We start from the raw sequence: 19,377 nt of genomic DNA on the forward strand, positions 1-19,377 counted from the left end.
GCCCCGGGCCCCCCCCGCGCGCCGGGGGGCACCACCCCGTTCGTGCTGTGGTCCCGCGGTCAGGCGCCCATCGCGTGGTGTCCGCCGTCGACGTGGACGATCTCGCCCGTGGTGGCCGGGAACCAGTCGGAGAGCAGCGCGGCGCAGGCCCGTGCCGTGGACTCCGTCTCGGTGATGTTCCAGCCGAGCGGTGCCTTCGCCGCCCAGTCGTCCTGGGTGCGGGCCAGGCCGGGGATGGCCTTGCCGGCGGTGGTGCGCAGGGGACCGGCCGCCACCAGGTTCGACCTGATGCCGAGCGGGCCCGCTTCCCTGGCGAGGTAGCGGTTGGCGGACTCCAGGGAGGCCTTGGCCACGCCCATCCAGTCGTATCCCGACCAGGCCTTCGTGGCGTCGAAGGTGAGTCCGACCACCGAGCCGCCGCTGCCCATGAGCGGCAGCAGCGACTTGGCGAGCGAGACGTAGGAGTAGGCGGAGGTGTGCACGGCGGTGGCCACGTCCTCCCAGGGTGCGGTGAGGAATCCGCCGAGGCAGCTCGGCGGGGCGAAGGCGATGGAGTGCAGTACTCCGTCGACTCCGCCGAGGTGTTCGCCCACCAGGTCCGGGAGCCGGGCGAGGTGCCCGGAGTCGGTCACGTCCAGTTCCACGACCGGCGGCTTCTCGGGCAGCCGGCGGGAGACCAGTTCGACCAGGGACATCCGTCCGTAGCCGGTGAGGACGATCCGGGCGCCCTGTTCCTGGGCGATCCGGGCGGCCGCGAACGCGATGGACCGCTCCGTGATCACGCCGGTGACGACGATCCGCTTGCCGGCGAGCAGGCCGCCGGTGGCGGGAGGTGCGGTGGGCTCGGGAAGGACGGTGGTCATGATCAGTGCCCCATTCCCAGGCCGCCGTCCACGGGCACGACCGCGCCCGTGACGTAGCCGGCCCGCTCCCCCGTGAGCCAGGCCACCGTGTCGGCCACGTCCTCGGGCCGGCCGGCCCGGCCCGCCGGGATCTCCGCCAGGTGCGTGCTCTTGCGGGCTCCGGACAGGGCGGCGGTCATGTCGGTCTCGATCAGCCCGGGCGCCACCACGTTCACGGTGATGCCGGACGTGGCGACCTCGCGGGCGAGCGAGCGTGCCATGCCGACCATGCCGGCCTTGCTGGCGGCGTAGTTGACCTGGCCCTGGTTCCCGCGCAGTCCGGCGACGGAGGACACGAAGACGATCCGCCCCCACCGGCCGCGCAGCATTTTGGGCAGGGCCCGGCGGGCACAGCGCCAGCCGCCGGTGAGATTGGTGTCGATGACCCGGGAGAACTGCTCTTCCTGCATCCGCAGCATGGGCCGGTCCTCGGTTATCCCGGCATTGGACACGAGGATCTCCACCGGGCCGAGTTCGGCCTCGACCGTGGTGAATGCCGCGTCGATCTGCTCCGGGTCGGCGACATCGCACCGAACGGCGAGGAATTTACCTTCCGGTGGTTCGCTGCGGTAGGTGATGGCGACCCGGTCACCACGTCCGAGGAATTCCTCGGCAATGGCCAACCCGATTCCCCTGTTTCCTCCCGTGACCAGCACCGTGCGTGGCAACGAAACTCTCCGTTCCTCTCGATTTCCTCGCGGCAGCCGGCTCGCTGATCAGCCCTGAATGGTGGTGCTCTGGAATTCCTTCATGTAGTAGGTGTTGCCGACGCGGACCGCCGTCCAGGAGACGATGATGCGCTGGCCGATCGGCACCTGCTCCGGCTCGGTGTAGGTGTCACCGGGCTTGAGCAGCCCGCCGAGCCCGTCGATCACGGCCGTGGTGCTGGACAGGCAGCGCACGGAGAGCGGCTTGCCGATCATCCGGGTGCCCGCGAGGGGGCCGGCGAAGGCGCCCTGGTAGAAGGACTGGATCGCGCTCCGGCTGGTGAGGTAGGCACCGTTGCTCGGAATCATGTGCCCGTCCGTCGTGAACTGGGCGGCGACTCCGGCCGCGTCACCGTTGTTCCACGCGGCGAAAAGCCGGTGCGGGACATCGGTGATGGCGGTCTGCGTGGGGGAACACACCGGACCGAACAGGGAATCCTGCGCGGGTTCTTCGACGGCGTTCGCCGCGGTGGCCACTCCGGCGAGGAGCATCAGGGAAACAGCAGGAATCGCAATGCGACGGGCAAGACTCACGGAATCTCCATTGACTGGCGATCGGACGTTCTTGGCCAGTCTAGGGACGCTCGGGATGTCTGAAAAGTTTTCACTCGGGGCGATCAGGAATTCAAATGACGCAGAATGCGAATCGTCCGGAATTCATCTTTCCGTTTCCTGTTCGGCCTTCTCGTCCTACTCTGTCTTCTTGGCCTGCTCCGCCTTCTCGGCCTGCTCCGCCTTCTCGGCCTGCTCCGCCTTCTCCACCCGTACGGGCACCCCGTTGAAGACGGCCGTGCCGGAGAGCGGGTCGACGACCGAGCTGTCGGTGAGCGCGTTCATGCTCACCCCCGGCTGGGTGTCCGCGTGGGTGAGCCGGCTGCCCTTGCGTCCGTGCCCCCAGCCGTACGGGAGGCTCAGCACGCCCTCGCGCAGCCGGTCGGTGGGCTCCACCGGCACCACCACCTCGCCGCTCCGGCCCCGGACCCGGACCAGGTCTCCGGCGGTGACCCCGAGGCGCCCGGCGTCCTGCGTGCTGATCTCCAGGGCGCAGCGGTTGGTGCCGCCGGACAGGGTCGCGATGTTGTGCGACCAGCTGTTGACGGACTTCAGCTGGCGGCGGGAGATGAGCACGAACCCGCCGTCGTCCAGCTCCCGCATCCGCGCCTCCAACCGGGGCAGGTCCCCGGTGATGGCGGGCGGGCACAGTTCCACCAGGCCGGAGGCGGTCATCACGACCTCCTTGCGGCGGGGCCGCAGCGGCCCGAGGTCGATGCCGTTCGGGGTCGCCTTGAGCAGGGCCAGGTTCAGGCCGTCGGGCCGCTTGCCGAACAGGTCGCCGGCGGGGCCGAGGCGGAGCATCAGGTCGAGCCGCCGCTCCAGGGCGTTGTCCCCGGTCAGTTCCCGCTTGAGCGCGGCCGGTTCGCGCCCGTGCAGGGGCGCCCCCGGACGGCCGGCGGCGGCCCTCAGGGTCAGGTCGGTCAGTGCCTCGTCGACGCTGTCGGGGTCCCCGTCCGCGCTCTTGCCCGAGGCGATGAGGACCAGCCGGGCGAGGATCTCCGCCTCGCTGGGGCGCCCGGGTGCCAGGGCCCGTACGGGCGGGGAGAAGCGGGCGTTGCGGCGGACGGAGCGGCCCGCCAGGACCACGTCGTAGTGGGGTGATTCCAGGGCGCTCGGCGGCGGCAGGATGACGGACGCGTGCCGGGTGGTCTCGTTCAGGTAGGGGTCGACGCAGACCATGAAGTCCAGGCCGGGCAGGGCCCGGTCCAGCCGTTCGCCCTGCGGTGAGGCGAGGACCAGGTTCCCGGCGATGCAGAGCAGGGCCCGTACCTGCCCCTCGCCGGGGGTGTCGATCTCGTCCGCGAGGGTCGCGGTGGGGAGCTCGCCGTTGGCCTCCGGCAGTCCGCGGACCCTGCTGTGCCAGCGTCCGGTGCGGAACGGCTCGGCGGGGCGGCGGGTGGCGTGCGGTGCCTCGCCGAAGAGCACGCCGCCGGGTCGGTCGAAGTTGCCGGTGATGATGTTGACCACGTCCACCAGCCAGCTGGTGAGGGTGCCGAACTCCGTGGTACAGGTGCCCAGCCGTCCGTACACGGCGGCCGTCGGCGCCGCGGCCAGCTCGCGCGCGAGCGTGCGGATGGTCCCCGCGGGGACCCCGCAGGCGTCCGCGACGTCTTCCGCGGCGAACCCCTTCACCTGGACGGCCAGCTCGTCGTAGCCGGCGAAGCCGGGGCCGGGGTCCGTCGCCAGGCCCTCCTCGAACAGCGTGTGTGCGATGCCGAGCAGCAGCAGGGCGTCGGTGCCCGGGCGGATCGGGACGTGTGCGTCGGCGAGGTCCGCGGTGCGGGTGCGGCGCGGGTCGACGACGACGAGGCGTCCGCCGCGCGCCCGCAGCGCCTTGAGCCGGCCCGGCATGTCGGCGACGGTCCACAGGCTGCCGTTGGACTCCATCGGGTTGGCGCCCAGGACCAGCAGGTGGTCGGTGCGGTCGATGTCGGGCAGCGGGAAGGCGAGCGGGTCCCCGTACATCCATCCGCAGGCCACGCTCTTGGGCATGGTGTCGAGGGTGGTGGAGGAGTAGATGTTCCGCGTGCCGAGGCGTTCGCGCAGGACCAGCATGTAGAGCGGCAGGGCCAGCGTGTGGATGACCGGGTTGCCCATGTAGAGGGCCACGGCGTCCCGGCCGTGCCGCTCCGTCACTCCTCGCAGGCCGCGTTCGACGGCGGCGAAGGCCTCGGCCCAGCCCACCTCGTCGAACCCGCCGTCGGGGCGGCGCACCAGTGGGGCGTGCAGCCGGTCGGGGTCGCTGTCGAACCGGCCCAGGGAGGCGCCCTTCGGGCAGAGGTAGCCCTTGCTGAAGACGTCGTCCCGGTTCCCCTTGACGCGGGTGACGACCTCGTCCGACAGGGTGATGCTCAGCCCGCACGTCGCCTCGCACAACGGGCACACCCGTGTCGCTGTCCGCTCCAACACCGGCCGCCCCCACACCACTTGATCAACTGCGCGCAGTGTAGCCACCGGGGTCCGGGCTGTCCCGCGTTCTATCGCCCGTGAGGGCCGACGGCCCGGCTCCGGGAGGGGCCCGGCGCGTCAGAGCCCGGCGAGGAACTCCCGGACGGCGGCGGCGAAGCCCTCCGGGTCGCCCAGCTGCACGAAGTGGTCGGTGTCCAGGGCGCGGGACACGGTCCCGGGGCGCCGGGCGGTCATGTCCCGGGCCAGTTCGGCGGACACGACCTGGCTGCGCAGGCCGTGCACCAGGAGGGCGGGGCAGTCGGTCGCGAGCCACTGCTTCCAGTGGTCCCCGTGGACGAGGTTCTCGGAGTCGATGGTGTCCTGCGGGTGGAACGGCAGCCGCCAGCCGGCTCCGCCGGGCAGCGGGCGCAGGGCCGGGGCGAGGGCGGGGGCGAGGGGGCCGCAGCCGGCGAGGAGCTCCTCGCGGGTCGGCGCGGTGTAGGGGAAGTCCCGTACGAAGCCCAGGGGGCTCGTGCCGTGGTCGGGGAGTTCGGCGGGGGCGTCGACGTCGACGAGGGCCAGGGCCAGCTCCGGGTGTTCGGCGGCCAGGTGGTAGCCGTTGATCCCGCCGAGGGAGTGGCCGAGGACGACGGTGCGGTCGATCCCGAGGTGGGCGAGGAGGGCGACCAGGTCGGCGACGTACCCGGCGCGGGTGTACTCCGCGGCGCGGTCGGAGTCCCCGTGGCCGCGCTGGTCGGGTGCGATCACCCGCCACCCGGGTCCGAGCGCGGCGGCCAGGGGCGCGAAGGAGGAGCCCTCGGAGAGGTGGCCGTGCAGGGCGAGGAGGGGTCGGCCGGCGCCGCCGAAGTCCAGGTAGGACAGGGTGCGTCCGTCGATGCGCAGGGTGGCGCGGGTGGGCTGGGCGGCGGTGTCCGTCATGGCGGTTCCCCCTGGTTCCGGTGCGGATACGGGGACGGTGTGACCCCGTGCCAGAAATATACAACCGTATAAGACGTATGTTCAAGACGCTTGTATAGATTCTTTGGACCCCTGCCCCGCGCCGCCGAATTCGCGCGACGCGGCAGGTCCGTTCTGGAACGCTGCGGCCATGACCTTCGTACTCGACGGACCGGTCCTGGACGGCGCGCTCGTCCGGCTGGAGCCGCGCGGCCGTCACTGGGACGGTGACTGCTCCTCCCGGTGGTGGTTGACCATCGCGTAGCGGGAGGCGCCGTCGGACCGGTTCCCGAACCGGCAGCCGGCCGCGCCCGGGGGCGCCTCCCGCCGGGGCATCCGGAGCAGTCGCCGCGCGGCGAACGCGCCCGTCCGCGTCCTGGGCGTGCCCGTGTGATCTCGTTCTCGGCGTCGACGACCCCACGCGGAAGGCGGGCAGGTTCTTGGGATCCGGATGGTTCACCCTCACCGCCGTGGCCGCCGCCTGCGTGCTGGCGGCCGGGCCGGGCGCCGCCACCGCCGCGCCCACCCCGCCCGCGCCGTCCGCGCCGTCCGCGCCCTCCGCCGGGCTCCGCTCCGCGGAGGCGTACTGGACGGCCGAACGCATGGCGGCGGCCGTGCCCGTCGACGCCGCCAGGGGCCGGGCCGCGGCCGGCGCCCGCGCGCCCTCCGGCATTCCCACCGGCATCCACTTCGACGGCATGCCGATGGTGGGCACCTTCTTCTACCGGCAGTCCGCGATCGGCACGGCGGACACCTCCTGCACCGGCAGCGTCGTGCGCAGCGCGGGCAGGAGCATGGTGCTCACCGCGGGGCACTGCGCCCTCGGCATGCGGCAGCCGGGGAACCGCGCCGTCTTCGTACCGCGCTACCGCCACGGAAAGACCGCCGCCGCCCAGCCGTTCGGCGTCTTCCCGGTCCGGGCCGGGGGCGTCTACACGGACCCCCGCTACCGCTCCCACGCCACGCCCGCCGTGTCCGACCTGGACCTCGCCTTCGTCCTGGTCGAGCCGAACGCGAAGGGACGCGTCGAGAACGTCACCGGGGCGCTGACCTTCACGCCGGTGGACACGTACGAGCACCAGGTCACCGTGGTCGGCTATCCGTCGGCCTCGCGGGTGAACAAGGGCCACGAGGCCGTCCGGTGCGAGGTTCCCACCACCCGGCTGCAGGGCTTCCGGCAGCTGCGGATGGTCTGCAACGGCTTCTACGGCGGGGTGTCCGGCGGCCCCTGGATCAAGGACTACGACGCCGCGCACCGCACCGGCAAGGTCATCGGCAACACCGGCGGCTACCACGGCGGCGGCAACGACTCCTGGGTGACGTACGCGCCCGTGTACGGCAAGGAGGCGCTGCAGCTGTACGCGGACGCCGCCGCCGGCCGCGACCCCGCCGCCCTCTCCCGGCCGCCCTACCGGGGCTCCGCCGGCGGCTTCCCGCTGCCGGGCTCCGGGGAGCTGTGGACCCATGCCCGGGCCATGGCCTCCGGCGATTTCACCGGCAGCGGGCGCAGCAGCCTGCTCGTGGTGTGGACGGACGGCGAGGTGACCCTCTTCCCGGGTGACGGCCGCGGCGGCTTCCTCCCGGAGCGCCGGCTCATGGCGCCGAACGCGGCCTGGAAGGACGTGGCCGCCGTCACCGCGGGCGATTTCACCGGCTCGGACCAGTTCGACCTGATGGTCCGCCGGCAGAACGGCCGGATGACCCTGCACGCCGACGTCGGCGCCCACGGCCTGGGCCGCGTCACCCAGATGGCACCCGCCGGATCCGTCTGGAAGCACGCCGCCCAGATCACCGCCGGGCGCTTCGACGCCTCCCACTACGTCACCGACCTCGTGGTCCGCTGGTCCGACGGCGAACTCACCCTCCACACCGCCGTGGGCGCCGGCACCTTCGGCCGCGAGCACCGGCTCGCAGGCCCCGGTCCCGCCTGGAAGGGCACCGCCCTGCTCGCCGCCGGGCAGTTCTCCGGCAACCGGAAGTGGGACCTGATGGTCCGCCGGTCCAACGGCGCGCTCGCCGCCCGCACGGGCCTCACCCCCCGCGGTCCCGGCAGCGAACGGCGCCTGCGCGGTCCGGACCCCACCTGGACCCACAGCATCCTCATGACCGCCGGCCGGTACACCGGCGACGGCCTCACCGACGACCTCCTGGTCCGCTGGCGCGACGGCGAGACCAGCCTGTACGAGGACACCCGCACGGCCGGTCTCGGCGCCGAGCGGATGCTCGTCCCGCCGCGGGGCTGACCGGTCGGGCCGGGCGTCGGGCAGCAGGCACCCGCAGGCCGCCTGTGGGGGATGGGCGGCCTGCGGGTGGTCGGGGAGGGGCGGGTCAGCCGCGGATCCAGCCGGTGAAGGCGGGGGCCGCCAGCGCGGTGTCCAGGGTGTCGAGGACCGCCGGTGCGCGGGTGTCGTCCGGGGCGGTCAGGGACAGGGTCGCGGAGCGGGCGGTCATCGAGAGGGGCACCACCGTCCACGACGCGGGGAGGCAGGACACGAGGCGTACGGCCGTGGTCTCGGGGGCCGCCGAGGAGGGGGCCTCCTCGGTCATGGTGATGCTGACCGTCAGGTGGGTGGGCATGCGGGGCTCCGTACGGTGTCGGGGTGGGGCTTCAGCGGGCGGCCGGAACCGATGCCGGAACCGGCGCCGGGACGGGCGCCGCCGCCAGGGCGGGCAGGTAGGGCAGGACGCCCGTACGGGGCGCGGTCAGCGCGGCCAGGACGCCGGCGGATCCGGTGGCCAGGTCCGTGGACAGGCGCAGCAGGTGGTCGCCGAGGAAGCCGGTGGCGTACGGGTCGTTCTCGTGGGCCACCGCGAACGGTTCGAGTCCGGAGCGCAGTTCGGCGAGCGCCCGAGCGGTGGCCGCCGAGCCGTCGTCCGTGCAGGTCAGCGCGGCGAGCGCGCCGGCCCGGCCGGTGAACAGGCCGCAGGCCGGGTGGAACTGCGAGGTGAGGTCGGTCAGCAGGGCGTCGTACACGGCCGTGAGGTACGGGTCCCGGTGCGCGGCGAGGTAGTGGTGGACGGCGATGGCCTGCCCGGCTCCGCCGTGGGCGAGCTGGACCCGGTGCCACGGCGTGGGCAGCGGCTGCCGGGACAGTTCGAGGTCGTGTACGAGTGCCACGCGGGCGGCGTCGTCACGGCCGGCGGCGAGCAGGAAGAGGGCCTCGCCGCTGGCTCCGCGGAGCAGGCCGGGGCGTTCCTCCAGGGTGGGGCTGTTGACGAGCGCGGCGGCGAGTTCGCCGGCGGCCGCGTCCTCCCCGAGGTACCGCAGGGCCAGGCCGAGGCCGGCGATGCCGCCGGAGAGGCTGCGGTCGGGGCTGCCGTCGCGCAGGGTGGCGGTGGACAGCAGGCCGTGGGCGCGGTCGAGGAGGGCGGCGGCCTCGTCGGTGCGGCCGAAGTCGTGCAGGACGCAGGCGATGCCGGCCAGTCCGTCGTAGAGGCCCGGGCGCGGAGCGGTGACGGCTCGGGCGGCGTCGGCCAGCCAGTCGACGTGGGCCTCGGGGACGGTGATCCCGGCGCCGCGCAGGGCCCACAGCACCCCGGCGGCTCCGTTGGCGATGTTGAGGCCGCCGTCGCCGTGCAGGAACTGGTCGGCGTCGCCGGGGAAGAGGCGGTCCGTGCGCTCGGGGGTGGCGCAGGTGAGGATGCCGGTGGCGATGCGCTCGGGGGTGGCCAGCGGGCCGCCGGCGGGCGCCGGGGCGTGTCCGAGGTCGGCGCGGACCTGGTCGGCGTACCCCTCGGGCACCGGGAAGAAGGCGGCGATCTGCGCGAGGAGGTCCTCGGAGCGGTGCCGGGTGAAGGACATCACCGGGGTGAGCGGCAGGAACAGGCTCAGGCGCAGGCAGCCCAGGGCGTAGCGGTCGACGGCGGTGCCGGTGGTGCCGGCGGGGGCGCAGAAGCCGGGGGCTCCGATGGCCTGGCCGGTGTGGCCCTCGATGGGGAGGGTGGTCTCCAGGTCGATGAAGGCGACGGTGCCGTCGGGGCGGAGCAGGACGTTGTTGGGGTGCAGGTCTCCGAAGACCAGGCCGCGTTCGTGCATGGCGGTGACGGCGGCCTCGATGCGGTCGAGGACGTCCAGGGCCCAGGCGGTGTACTCGGCCACGGGCATCGCGGTGTCGCGGGCGGTGACCGGGTGGAGCATCGGGTTGCGCTCGGCGGTCTCCTTGGTCAGGGCGTTGCCGTCGACGAACTCCCGTGTCAGGAACCAGTGTTCGGCGCCGCGGCGCCAGTCCAGGACCCGCGGGAACCAGGGCAGTCCGTCGAGGGCGGCCAGGGCGTCGTGCTCGCGGCGCAGCCGCTCCACGGCGTCGGCTCCGGCGTCGTCGAGGCCGGCGTGCGGGCGGCCCTCCTTGACCAGGACCTCGTGTCCGTCGCGGGTGTCGGTGGCGCGGTAGACGCCGCCGCCGTTGGAGAAGTGCAGGGCCTGGGTGATCTTGAAGGGGAAGTCCCCGAGGGAGCCGCCGCGGCTGCGTTCGGCCAGCGCCCGCACCACGCACGGCGGCAGCTCCAGCCAGGCCGGCGGGCGGAAGGAGGGGCCGCGCACATCGGGGACGAGGTTGCCCTCGGGGTCCTCGATGCAGGGGACGGGGGCGCCGTTGGGGCCGGGGCCCAGCTTCAGCTTGAAGCCTCCGTAGCGCACGTACAGGGGGCCCGCTCCCCAGCGCAGGTCGCTGAGGACGGCCGGTCCCGGGCGGCCTTCGAGGAGGGCGTCGAGCTCGGTCAGTACGGTCTCCAGCTCCGCCTCGTCGCGGGGGTAGAGGGTGATGAACTTGCCGCTGCTGCCCCGGTCCCCGTACTTGCTGTTGCGCAGCATCAGCATCGAGGGGCTGGTGAGGAACTTGAAGAGCAGGGAGCGGGAGGTGCAGTACGCGCTCACGATGTCGAGGACCTCGGGGGCCGTGCGCTCGGTCGCCGAGACGTGGATCTTCCAGCCCTGCCCGGGGAGTTCGAGTCCCGGCGGGGTCAGGACGGTCCACTCCCCCATCGGCTCACGGGTCCACCCGGCGGGGGCCTCGGCGGTGGCCGCCGGGAAGGCGTCGGCGCCGGTGATCGCGGCCGGACGGTCGTAGAAGGGGGTGCCGGGCGGGCAGTGGGCAACGTGTCGCAGGGACATGGCGGGCCTCCGTGGGCGGCGTACGGGAGAAGTCAGGGGAGCAGCGGGCCGAGGTAGGAGACGGCGAACCACTTCCAGAGCGGGTGGTCGCCCGCCTGGACCTCGGCGACGCCGGTGCGGTCCGTGCCGTTCGGCGCGGGGGTGGCGGTGACGCGGTGCAGCGGGTACGCCTTCATCTCCAGCCAGGGGCGGTCACTGGCGACGGGGAGCATGGCGGTGACCGGGGCGAGGACGTCGTGGCCGGTGGGTTCGCCGAGGGTGGCGGTGCCGGTCTGCGGCCGGGAGAAGAGCCCGGAGCGGCGCAGGGTGACCGTGGTGCCCTCGGTGAGGTCGAAGCCGCCGCCGCCCCGGGGGACGAGGAGGCTGAGGCTGCCGTCGGGTTCGGTGGTGTAGCCGGCCGAGACGGTGGCGGGGATCTGTACGAGGGTGGCGGCCAGGGCCAGTCCGGCGGTGGCGAGCACGCCCGCGGCGGCGATGCGGACGGGGCGGGCGCCGGCCTGGACGGCTTCGCGGACCAGGGTGGCGGCGCCCTTGCCGAGGCGCCACAGCAGGTAGCCGAGCGCGCAGACCATCATGCAGGAGCCGGCGATGCCGAGGCGCTGGAGGATCCCGGACCAGAGGGTCAGGGCGCTGGAGACCAGGTACAGCGGGAAGATCAGGCAGGCCAGGCCGTACGGGACGGACCAGCCGCGGCCGGGCAGTTCGCGCTGGTAGCCGCGGCCTCCGAAGACGACCCGGGCGAGGGCCCGGCGGGCGTCGGTCATGGCCTTCTCCCGCAGGTGGGAGATGTCCAGGTGGCTCATGAGGGCGAGGTAGCCGTCGAGCTTGACCAGCGGGAGCAGGTTCACCACGCAGACCATGTAGTTGACGAGGCCCACCAGCAGCAGGGTCTCGCGGGCCGGTCCGGCGGGGACGGCGAGGGCCGCGAGGGCGGCGGTGCCGGCGGCGACTGCCTGGATGGCGATGCCTGCGAGGGCGACCTGGACGCGCTGGCGCGGGTTGGGCAGTCGCCAGCCGTCGGAGACGTCGCAGAAGAACGCCGGCGACATGTAGAAGAGCATGAAGCCCATCCGGCTGGGTGTGCCGCCGTGATGGGTGAGGACCGCTCCGTGGGCCATCTCGTGGACGGCGGTGGTGGCGACCACGCCGAGCATCACGCAGGCGTACGCCCACAGGGGCATCGGGCGGGAGAGCGCCTCGCCGAGGGTGGCGCCGCTGGCGGCGAGGGCCAGTACGCCCAGCAGGACCACGGCGGCGGCCGCGCCGCGGACGAGGCGGTGGCCGAGCGGGCGGACCAGCGGGGCGAGGCGGCGCAGCATCCGCTCGGGCTTGACCAGGGTGAACTGGATGGTCAGCGGGCCCGCGAAGCGGACCCTGGCCGGCTTCTTGACGGGCCGTCCGTCTTCCAGGAGGTCGGAGTCGGCGAGGCTGCGGACCGCGCGGCCGATGTGGCCGGGGGTCCAGGGGGAGCCGAGTTCGGCGGCGAGCTGGTCGTGGTCGCGGCTTCCGTCGAGGAGGCGGACCAGACGGGCGAGGTCCTCGCCGGTACGGAAGTGCTTGTGCTCCCCGCGCTGGATCACCCAGGGGGCGTCTTCGGTGAGCGGTTCGCGCACGGCCACGTCGTCGGCGGTGCGGGGCCGCTCCAGATCGGGTGCGAAGGCGGTTTTGGCGGACATGGTGGAAGCACCTCTGCTCAAGGGGGCGGTGAGGACGTGTCCGGCGGGTCGGGGCCGGACGGACCGGTTCTGCCTGATCGAGAAGTTCGGGAAGACACGCCCTTAAGCGATGTCGCGGGTGCGGACGAGGTGGCGGCCGGCGACGAAGGCGGCGGCGAGCCAGGCGGCGATGACCGCGTACGCCCAGGGCAGCGACAGCAGGTCGGGCTTCACGTCCCGGTAGACGGAGCTCATCGCGATGGTCAGCAGGTACTTGGAGACCTCGGGGACCAGCCGCTGCAGCCCGGGGTCCACCAGGAGCGTGAGGCCGATCAGGGTGGCCACGGCGCCGGTCTGGTTCCGGACGATCCAGCCGATGAGGGCGCCCCAGGGGGCGGCCAGGGTGCAGCAGGCGAACACGCCGACCAGGATGAGGGCGGTCTCGCCGTCGGCGGCGGCCTCCAGGCCGAAGGGCAGCGGGCCCAGGTAGACGCTGACGGCGCCGAGGGCGGCGGCGATCAGGCCGAAGCCGGCTCCGGCGGCGGTGGCGACGGCGAGCTTCGCGCCGAAGAGGCGGGAGCGGGAGCCGGCCAGGAGCGCGGAGCGGACCATGGTGCCGGAGGCGTAGTCCCGGGTGACGTGGACGGCGCCGAAGACGGCCGCCAGCAGGAACATCATCATCCAGGAACGGGCCACGTCCTGGCCGACGGCCAGGGAGGTGGACCCGTCGGCGATGGCCTTCTCGCCTCCGGAGACGTATCCGAAGGTGGTGATCAGGCACAGCCAGGCTCCCGCGAGCGGCAGGGCCCACCAGGCGCGGCCGGTCAGGGCCTTCCGGGTTTCGCCGGCGATGAGGTTACGCACGGGAGTAGTTCCTTTCCGGGGTACGGGTGCCCGCGTTGCCCGCGGTGTCGGCGGCGGGAACGGCGGTGGCGGCCGGGTCGACCAGCTCGAAGAAGCGGTCCTCCAGGCGGACGGCGCCGTCGCCGGTGAGGTCCTCGAGGGTGCCCGCGTAGCGCAGGGAGTGCTGCATGATCACGACGTCGTCGACGGTCTGCTCCAGCTCGGCGAGCTGGTGGCTGGAGACGATGACGGTGCGGCCGCCCAGGGCCAGGGTGCGCAGGGTGGCGCGCAGCCAGCGGATGCCGTCCGGGTCGAGGCCGTTGGCCGGCTCGTCGAGGATGAGGATCTCCGGGTCGGCGAGCAGGGCGGTGGCCAGGGCGAGCCGCTGGCGCATGCCGGTGGAGCAGCCCTTGACCGGGCGGTCGGCGGCGTAGTCGAGGCCGGTGTACTCCATGACCTGGTCGGCGCGGCCGGCGGGCAGGCCCAGCACGGTGCACCAGATGCGCAGTTCGCCGCGGACGGTGGCGCCGGTGACGCCGCCCATGCCGTCCATGCTGACGCCGATGCGGTGGGCCGCGTCGGGGAGTTCGGCGTACGTCTTGCCGAGGATGGTCGCGGTGCCGGCGGTCGGGGTGGCGAGGCCGAGCAGCATCCGCAGGGTGGTGGTCTTGCCGGCGCCGTTGCGGCCCAGGAGGCCGGTGACACGGCCGGCGCGGATGTCCACGGTCAGCGCGTCGACGGCGCGCACGCCCTTGTAGATCTTGGTGAGACCGTTCAGCGAGACGGCCGGGTCGCTGCTGCTCATCGCTGCCGCGTCCTTTCCGGGGTGTGGGGGTGGTGCGTTGGTTCGGTGGTGCCGAGGGCCGGGCCCCGGCCGGGGGTTTCCCGGCCGGGCCCGGTCCGCATCGATCCGTTACGGGTACCGCTCACTCGGGAGCGGGTCGCCGGGGCGGGATCAGGTGGCGATGGTCACCGTGGAGATGGCGATGCCGATGGACACGCCCTCCCAGAAACCGGGGGCCTCGAGGACCTCGAGCTCCTGCAGGCCCAGCTCCAGGCCGTCCTGCGCGACGACCGCGTTGTCGAGAATCTGCTCGCTCATGGCTGTTCTCCTTCGTGTGTGGTGTGAGGGGTGTTACGTGAGTGACGAGGGTGGATCAGGTGGCGATGGTGACCGTGGAGATCGCGATGCCGATGGACACGCCCTCCCAGAAACCGGGGGCCTCGAGGACCTCGAGCTCCTGCAGGCCCAGCTCCAGGCCGTCCTGCGCGACGACCGCCGCGTTGTCCAGAATCTGCTCGCTCATGGCTGTTCTCCTTCGTGATTCGAGTGGTGGTGGTGACGTGCTGCGCGGTGCTGAGGGTGGATCAGGTGGCGACGATGGAGACGATCGAGATGCCGACGACGACACCGCCGGTGGTCCACCAGCCCGGGGCCTCCATGACCTCGAGCTCCTGCAGGCCGAGCTCCAGGTGGTTCACATCGGCCGCGGGGGCCTCGAACTTCTCGTTCATGACTGACTCCTTCTGTGTGGTGGGTGTACGAGGGGTGGTGCGGGTGGAGCGGGTGGCGCTGATCCGGGTCGGATCAGGTCATGACCACCGAGACGAGGGAGATGCCGACGACGACGCCACCGGTCGTCCACCAGCCCGGGGCCTCCATGACCTCGAGCTCCTGGAGGCCGAGCTCCAGGTGGTTCACATCGGCGGCAACGTCGAACGTGTTGTTGTCCATGACGGTTTCCTTATCTGGGAAGCGGGGTGGTGCGGTCCCCGCGCCGAGCCGGCGCGGAAGTCTGTGGGTGCGGCGCAGGTGTTCAGGCCGCTTCGGTGAGCAGGGCGTTGACGTCGGCGGCGCGCAGGCCGCCGAGCATCGGGAGGCCCGCGCCCCAGGCCCGTACGGTCCTGCGGGCCACCGCGTCGAGCAGCTGCGGGGTGACGGCGATGTCGCGGACGATGCCCCAGCGGTTCATCAGGGCGCTGATGCCTGCTACCGGCTCGGCGGGCAGCGGGTCGCCGCTGCTGTCGGCCGAGCGGAGCAGTTCCCAGATCCCCCGCAAGCGGGCGGCGGAGCCGAGCCGGGTGTCGCCGGCGAGGACGGCCCGCCACAGGGCCGGCAGGATGGCCGCGACGGCGGTCATCTTGCGGATGCCCAGGGCGCTGGAGAGTTCGTTGGCGATCATCCAGCCCTCGGTGCTGAACAGGTCCCTGCCGTAGCAGAGCCAGGTGGACTGGGTCAGTCCGCTCAGCCGGGCCAGGTCGGTGCGCAGGGTGGCGTCGGGGGCCTGTCCGTCGGCCAGTTGCCGGGCCAGTGCTCCGCCGAGGCGGACCAGCTGGGTGGCGGCGGTCTGGGCGAGAGCGTCCTCGACGGCGCGGTCGGTCAGGTTGCCGACGTAGGGGCCTACGGTGCGGAAGACCGCTTCGAGGGCTCCTTCGATCAGCAGCTCGCCGGGCAGGGTCTCGGTGGCGGCCGGGTCCAGCAGGGCCGCGTCGGGGGCGAGGGCGTCGCCCATGACGAGCCGTTTGCCGCTGTTGTGCGGCAGGCAGGCGACCCGGCTGAGTTCGGATCCGGTGCCGACCGTGGTGGGTACGGCGAGCAGCGGACGGGTGCGGCGGGTGCGCGGGTCCAGGGTGAGCAGTCCGCTGCGGCCGGTGGTGCGCAGGGCCGTGCGGGCCCGTTCGTCCCCGTGGGCCACGGACAGGAGCTTGGCCCGGTCCAGGAGGGCTCCGCCGCCGATGACGGCGACGAGTCCGGCGTCTGCGGTGGCGCGGGCCAGGGCGAAGATCTCGTCCGGGCCTCCGTCGCCGTCGGGGACGATGGTGTGGGTGGTGTGTCCCGCCCGGTCCAGTTCCGTGGTCACCAGGTCGGTGATGCGGGAGTTCGCGACGGCCGGGTCGAGGAGCAGGGCGGTGACGGGACGGCTCCCCCCTGCCGGGTGGGCGTCGTCGAAGTCCGCCAGCCAGTCGCTGAGCCCTTCGGGGCCGATGAGCAGCCGGGTGGATCCGGACCAGGCGATGTTCACCGCAGTCCTCCGGAGAAGCTTTCGACTCCGCGGCGGACGGCTTCCATGAGGGCGTCGATCTCGGCGTCCGTCGCGGTGAGCGGCGGCATGATCTGGATGCCGTGGACGCCGGCGTGGACGATGGCGCCCGCCGCACGGATGGCGGTGATCTGTTCGAGGACCCGGGCCTGCGGCAGTGGTTCGCCGTCGGGGGTGACGATCCGCAGGGAGCGGAAGAGTCCGCGGCCGTCGTGGGAGTCGAAGAGGGGGTGTTCTGCGACCAGCCGGTCCAGGTGGGCGCCGAGGGTCTCGGCGGCGCGCCGGCCCCGGGAGACGGCGTCGAGGCGGCGCATCTCCTCGATGGTGGCGATGATCGCGGCGCAGGTGACGGGGGTGCCGGCCTGGGTTTCGCCGTGGGTCAGGGTGGCGTCGGCTTCGCGGAAGGCGTCGGCGATGGTCCGGGAGACGATGACGGCGGCGGCCGCGCAGGTGCCGTTGGTCAGCCCCTTGGAGGTGATCAGCAGATCGGGGCGTTCGCTCCACCGCTGGGAGGCGAACATCGAGCCGGTGCGGCCGAATCCGGTGGCCACCTCGTCGGCGGCGAGCAGGAACCCGTGTTCCTCGCGGAGCCGGAAGAGGGTCTGGAGGTACTCGTCGGTGAGGGGGACGGCCCCGCTGCCGAGGACGGGTTCGACGACGACGGCCGCGATCTGGGAGCCCTGGGCCCGCATCAGCTTCTCGATGTCGGCGGGGTCGTTGGCGGTGACGTGGCGCACCAGTCGCTGGTCGACCCCGTAGAGCTGCTGGCCGAGGTTCTCGCCGGTGAGGGCGAAGCCGCCGAAGGTCAGGCCGTGGTAGCTGCCGCGCAGCCCCACGATGATCTTGCGCTTCTCGGCGCCGCGCAGGGCGTGGTAGTGCCGGGCGGTCTTCATGACCAGGTCGTTGGCCGCGCCGCCGGAGGTGGAGAAGAGGACGCGGGCGAAGTGGTCGGCTCCGCAGAGTTCCACCAGGGCCTCGGCGGCCTGCCGGGCGTAGGGGTGTTCGTAGCGGAAGACGCTCAGGTAGGAGGCGTTGAGCAGGGCCTGGTGGCAGGCTTCGGCGATGTGCCGGTTGCCGTGGCCGAGGTTGGCGTTCCACAGGCCCGAGTCGCCGTCGAGGAGTTCGCTGCCGTCGGCGAACCGTACGTACATCCCCTCGGCGGAGACGGCGCAGATGGCGTCGTCGCCGTGGGCGGAGGGCGGGAGCAGGGAGGTCCACAGGGCCGGGTGGCCGTGGTCGGGAGCCTCGTCCTGTCCGGTCAGGGTGGGCAGGGCGGTGGTCATCACAGGGCCTCGGCTTCCAGGAGGACGTCGTGGTGGCGGCCGCCGCCGGGGATGGGCGTGGTGGAGCGGATGGCGAAGCCGGCGGCTTCGAGCTCGGCGACCAGCAGGGGTGCGGGCATCACGCCGATGGTGGTGGTGGCGACGTGGACGGGGCCTTCGGCCGGCGGGTCCGCGGGGATGACGGTGACCGTGCGGGAGCTGTTGCCCGAGGTCCACTGTTCGATCATCCGGTAGGAGCGGCCGGTGATCTCGCCGGGGGCGAGGATCTCGCTCTCGTCGCTGCCGTCGTCGGCGGCGTCCACCTCGACGGTGGTGAGCAGGAACCTGCCGCCGGGCGCCAGGTGTTCCCGTACGCAGCGGTAGAGGCCGGGGCGGGCCTCCGGCGGGAGGAGGGAGATGGAGGTGGTGCCGAGGACGACGGCGCCGAAGCTGCGGCCGAGCGAGAAGTCGCTCATGTCGGCCTGGACGGGGGTGCAGCGGCCTTGGAGCGAGGCCGGGGTGGCGGCGAGCCGGTCCCGGAGCAGTCCGATCATGTGGCCGGAGAGTTCGAGGGCGGTGACCTCGCGGCCGAGGGCCAGGAAGGGGAAGGTCAGCCGGCCGGAGCCGGCGGCCAGGTCGAGGACCGGGCCGGGGATGCGGCGCAGGGTGGAGAGGAGTTCGCGGACCTCGTGCGGGGTGGTGCCGGCGATGTCGTGGTAGACGGGGGCGCCGGCCTCGTCGTAGAGGTCGCACAGGACGGCCCGGTCTCCGAGTTCGGCGACGGCCTCGGCGGCGCGGCCGGTGAGGCCGGTGCCCGCGGCGGCGGGGCTGAGCAGCATGGCGCCCATCAGCGGGTCGCTCCTTCCGTGGCTTCGGAGGTGTCGGCGGTGGCGGTGCGGGGGGCGGCGGACTCGGTGAGGGGCAGTCCGATGCCGGAGAAGTAGGCGGCGACGGCGTCGACGGTGGCCGGGTCGGCGTAGTCGGCGGCGGCCTGGGCGGTGCCGGTGACGAGCAGGGCTTCGGCGGCCTGGGCGGCGTCGAGGGAGAGGGCGATGGTGCGGCGGTCCCCGGGGTGGTGGATCAGGGCCTGTTCGGCGTTGAAGAGCAGTACCGGGGTGTCGCCGGAGGTGTCCTGCGGTGTGGCGTGGGCGGCGAGGGCGGGGACGAGGCGGCCGCCGAAGCCGGAGACGCGGGGGTGTTCGAGGCCTCGGGTGACGGCTTCGCGGATGGCGCCGACGGCGGCCAGGTAGCGGGAGATCCAGGGGCGGGCGGCGAGCTGCTCGCGGCGCAGGTCCTCGTCGAGTACGCCGGCCAGGGCGCCGGTGGATTCCTCCCAGGCCCGGTGCAGTTCTGCGGCGGGGGTGCCGACGGGGCCGAGGGATGCGGCGCCGGGGGCGACGCTGACGGCTCCGTCCGCGGAGACGTAGAGGCGCAGGGCCGGGCCGTCGCCGTCGCCGTTGCCGCCGAGGGCTCCGAGGTCGGCGAGCTGGACCGAGGGGTGGGTCAGGAAGGCGGAGAACTCGCCGTCGTTCAGGGCCCGGTCGGCGTCCTCCAGGAAGGCCTGGAAGTCGGCTTCCTCGACGATGCGGACCAGGGTGGGTCCGAGGACGGAGAGGTAGGGGGTGATCGAGTAGGCCTGCACCTGGAGGTAGAAGTCGGGGTGCAGTCCGGCTTCCGCGCCGGGTTCGCCCAGCGAGCCCTGCCAGACGATGACCTGGGCGCCGGTGGCCTCGTGGGGCTCGGGCTCGGCGGTCGGCTCGTCCCCGGGGACGAGGACGACGGTGCCGGGGCCGGCCACGCCGCTGCCGAGCAGGGCGTCGAGGTGGGCGGCGTCCTCCAGGACGACCGTCGCGGTGAACGGCGGGCGGGGGGCGAGTGCGGCCAGGGGGCGTCCGGTGCCCCACTGCAAGGCGTGGGCCTTGACGGAAGTGAGTGTCATGAACATGCCTAACGTGAG

At 73.1% G+C, this 19,377-nt stretch carries 19 protein-coding genes; 1 reads left to right on the forward strand and 18 read right to left on the reverse strand.

The window, feature by feature from the left end; genetic code table 11:
• Positions 1-59: 59 nt before the first annotated feature.
• The 5 genes from fabI to ACFWNV_RS29675 all read right to left on the reverse strand — a co-directional run bounded on the left by fabI (position 60) and on the right by ACFWNV_RS29675 (position 5,491).
• The gene (gene fabI, locus ACFWNV_RS29655; protein ID WP_383952969.1) at positions 60-863 is read right to left on the reverse strand and encodes an enoyl-ACP reductase FabI; all 804 of its coding nucleotides are present in this window, start codon (positions 861-863) and stop codon (positions 60-62) included.
• A 2-nt stretch (positions 864-865) separates the two neighbouring features.
• Positions 866-1,570 (reverse strand): 3-oxoacyl-ACP reductase family protein, encoded by a 705-nt coding sequence (locus ACFWNV_RS29660; protein ID WP_383952971.1) that lies wholly within the window; start codon positions 1,568-1,570, stop codon positions 866-868.
• Positions 1,571-1,618: 48 nt separating this feature from the next.
• Positions 1,619-2,143, reverse strand: coding sequence for an SgcJ/EcaC family oxidoreductase (locus ACFWNV_RS29665; protein ID WP_383952973.1), 525 nt, complete (start codon positions 2,141-2,143; stop codon positions 1,619-1,621).
• 156 nt (positions 2,144-2,299) lie between these two features.
• Entirely contained in the window at positions 2,300-4,570 is a 2,271-nt protein-coding gene (locus tag ACFWNV_RS29670; protein ID WP_383953023.1) for a molybdopterin-dependent oxidoreductase, read from the reverse strand.
• A 120-nt stretch (positions 4,571-4,690) separates the two neighbouring features.
• Positions 4,691-5,491: an alpha/beta fold hydrolase gene (locus ACFWNV_RS29675; RefSeq protein WP_383952975.1), complete on the reverse strand. Its 801-nt coding sequence runs from the start codon at positions 5,489-5,491 to the stop codon at positions 4,691-4,693.
• A gap of 458 nt (positions 5,492-5,949) precedes the next feature.
• On the opposite strand from ACFWNV_RS29675, the gene ACFWNV_RS29680 reads away from it, so the two are divergent.
• Positions 5,950-7,752: a trypsin-like serine peptidase gene (locus ACFWNV_RS29680; RefSeq protein WP_383952977.1), complete on the forward strand. Its 1,803-nt coding sequence runs from the start codon at positions 5,950-5,952 to the stop codon at positions 7,750-7,752.
• Between the two features lie 85 nt (positions 7,753-7,837).
• Here ACFWNV_RS29680 and ACFWNV_RS29685 read toward each other — a convergent pair whose 3' ends face one another.
• The 13 genes from ACFWNV_RS29685 to mpaB form a co-directional block, all read right to left on the reverse strand.
• Positions 7,838-8,086 carry a hypothetical protein gene (locus tag ACFWNV_RS29685; protein ID WP_383952979.1) on the reverse strand — a complete coding sequence of 83 codons (249 nt, stop codon included), beginning with the start codon at positions 8,084-8,086 and terminating at the stop codon, positions 7,838-7,840.
• 31 nt (positions 8,087-8,117) lie between these two features.
• Entirely contained in the window at positions 8,118-10,619 is a 2,502-nt protein-coding gene (gene lanKC, locus ACFWNV_RS29690) for a class III lanthionine synthetase LanKC (protein ID WP_383952981.1), read from the reverse strand.
• Positions 10,620-10,651: 32 nt separating this feature from the next.
• Positions 10,652-12,295, reverse strand: a complete 1,644-nt coding sequence (gene mpaP, locus ACFWNV_RS29695) for a daptide biosynthesis intramembrane metalloprotease (RefSeq protein WP_383952983.1) — start codon at positions 12,293-12,295, stop codon at positions 10,652-10,654.
• Between the two features lie 102 nt (positions 12,296-12,397).
• On the reverse strand, positions 12,398-13,138 hold the full coding sequence (locus ACFWNV_RS29700; protein WP_383952985.1) for an ABC transporter permease: 741 nt from the start codon (positions 13,136-13,138) through the stop codon (positions 12,398-12,400).
• Positions 13,131-13,922, reverse strand: a complete 792-nt coding sequence (locus tag ACFWNV_RS29705) for an ABC transporter ATP-binding protein (protein ID WP_383952987.1) — start codon at positions 13,920-13,922, stop codon at positions 13,131-13,133. Before ACFWNV_RS29705 ends, ACFWNV_RS29700 begins: the two co-directional genes overlap by 8 nt.
• A gap of 150 nt (positions 13,923-14,072) precedes the next feature.
• The gene (locus tag ACFWNV_RS29710; RefSeq protein WP_383952989.1) at positions 14,073-14,219 is read right to left on the reverse strand and encodes a daptide-type RiPP; all 147 of its coding nucleotides are present in this window, start codon (positions 14,217-14,219) and stop codon (positions 14,073-14,075) included.
• A 55-nt stretch (positions 14,220-14,274) separates the two neighbouring features.
• On the reverse strand, positions 14,275-14,424 hold the full coding sequence (locus ACFWNV_RS29715; protein ID WP_250744242.1) for a daptide-type RiPP: 150 nt from the start codon (positions 14,422-14,424) through the stop codon (positions 14,275-14,277).
• Positions 14,425-14,485: 61 nt separating this feature from the next.
• Positions 14,486-14,632 (reverse strand): daptide-type RiPP, encoded by a 147-nt coding sequence (locus tag ACFWNV_RS29720; protein WP_243336478.1) that lies wholly within the window; start codon positions 14,630-14,632, stop codon positions 14,486-14,488.
• Between the two features lie 73 nt (positions 14,633-14,705).
• Positions 14,706-14,852 carry a daptide-type RiPP gene (locus tag ACFWNV_RS29725; RefSeq protein WP_243336477.1) on the reverse strand — a complete coding sequence of 49 codons (147 nt, stop codon included), beginning with the start codon at positions 14,850-14,852 and terminating at the stop codon, positions 14,706-14,708.
• Positions 14,853-14,934: 82 nt separating this feature from the next.
• A complete protein-coding gene (mpaC, locus tag ACFWNV_RS29730; RefSeq protein WP_383952991.1) occupies positions 14,935-16,140 on the reverse strand; it encodes a daptide-type RiPP biosynthesis dehydogenase in 1,206 nt (401 codons plus the stop codon).
• On the reverse strand, positions 16,137-17,441 hold the full coding sequence (mpaD, locus tag ACFWNV_RS29735) for a daptide-type RiPP biosynthesis aminotransferase (RefSeq protein WP_383952993.1): 1,305 nt from the start codon (positions 17,439-17,441) through the stop codon (positions 16,137-16,139). The genes mpaC and mpaD overlap by 4 nt, the downstream gene beginning before the upstream one ends.
• A complete protein-coding gene (mpaM, locus tag ACFWNV_RS29740) occupies positions 17,441-18,268 on the reverse strand; it encodes a daptide-type RiPP biosynthesis methyltransferase (RefSeq protein WP_383952995.1) in 828 nt (275 codons plus the stop codon). The genes mpaD and mpaM overlap by 1 nt, the downstream gene beginning before the upstream one ends.
• Complete coding sequence (gene mpaB / locus ACFWNV_RS29745) at positions 18,268-19,359, reverse strand: daptide biosynthesis RiPP recognition protein (protein WP_383952997.1); 1,092 nt, start codon at positions 19,357-19,359, stop codon at positions 18,268-18,270. Before mpaB ends, mpaM begins: the two co-directional genes overlap by 1 nt.
• Between the last annotated feature and the right edge of the window lie 18 nt (positions 19,360-19,377).

It is taken from the genome of Streptomyces sp. NPDC058401, from assembly GCF_042722885.1.
In the GTDB taxonomy this organism is placed as follows: Bacteria; Actinomycetota; Actinomycetes; order Streptomycetales; family Streptomycetaceae; genus Streptomyces.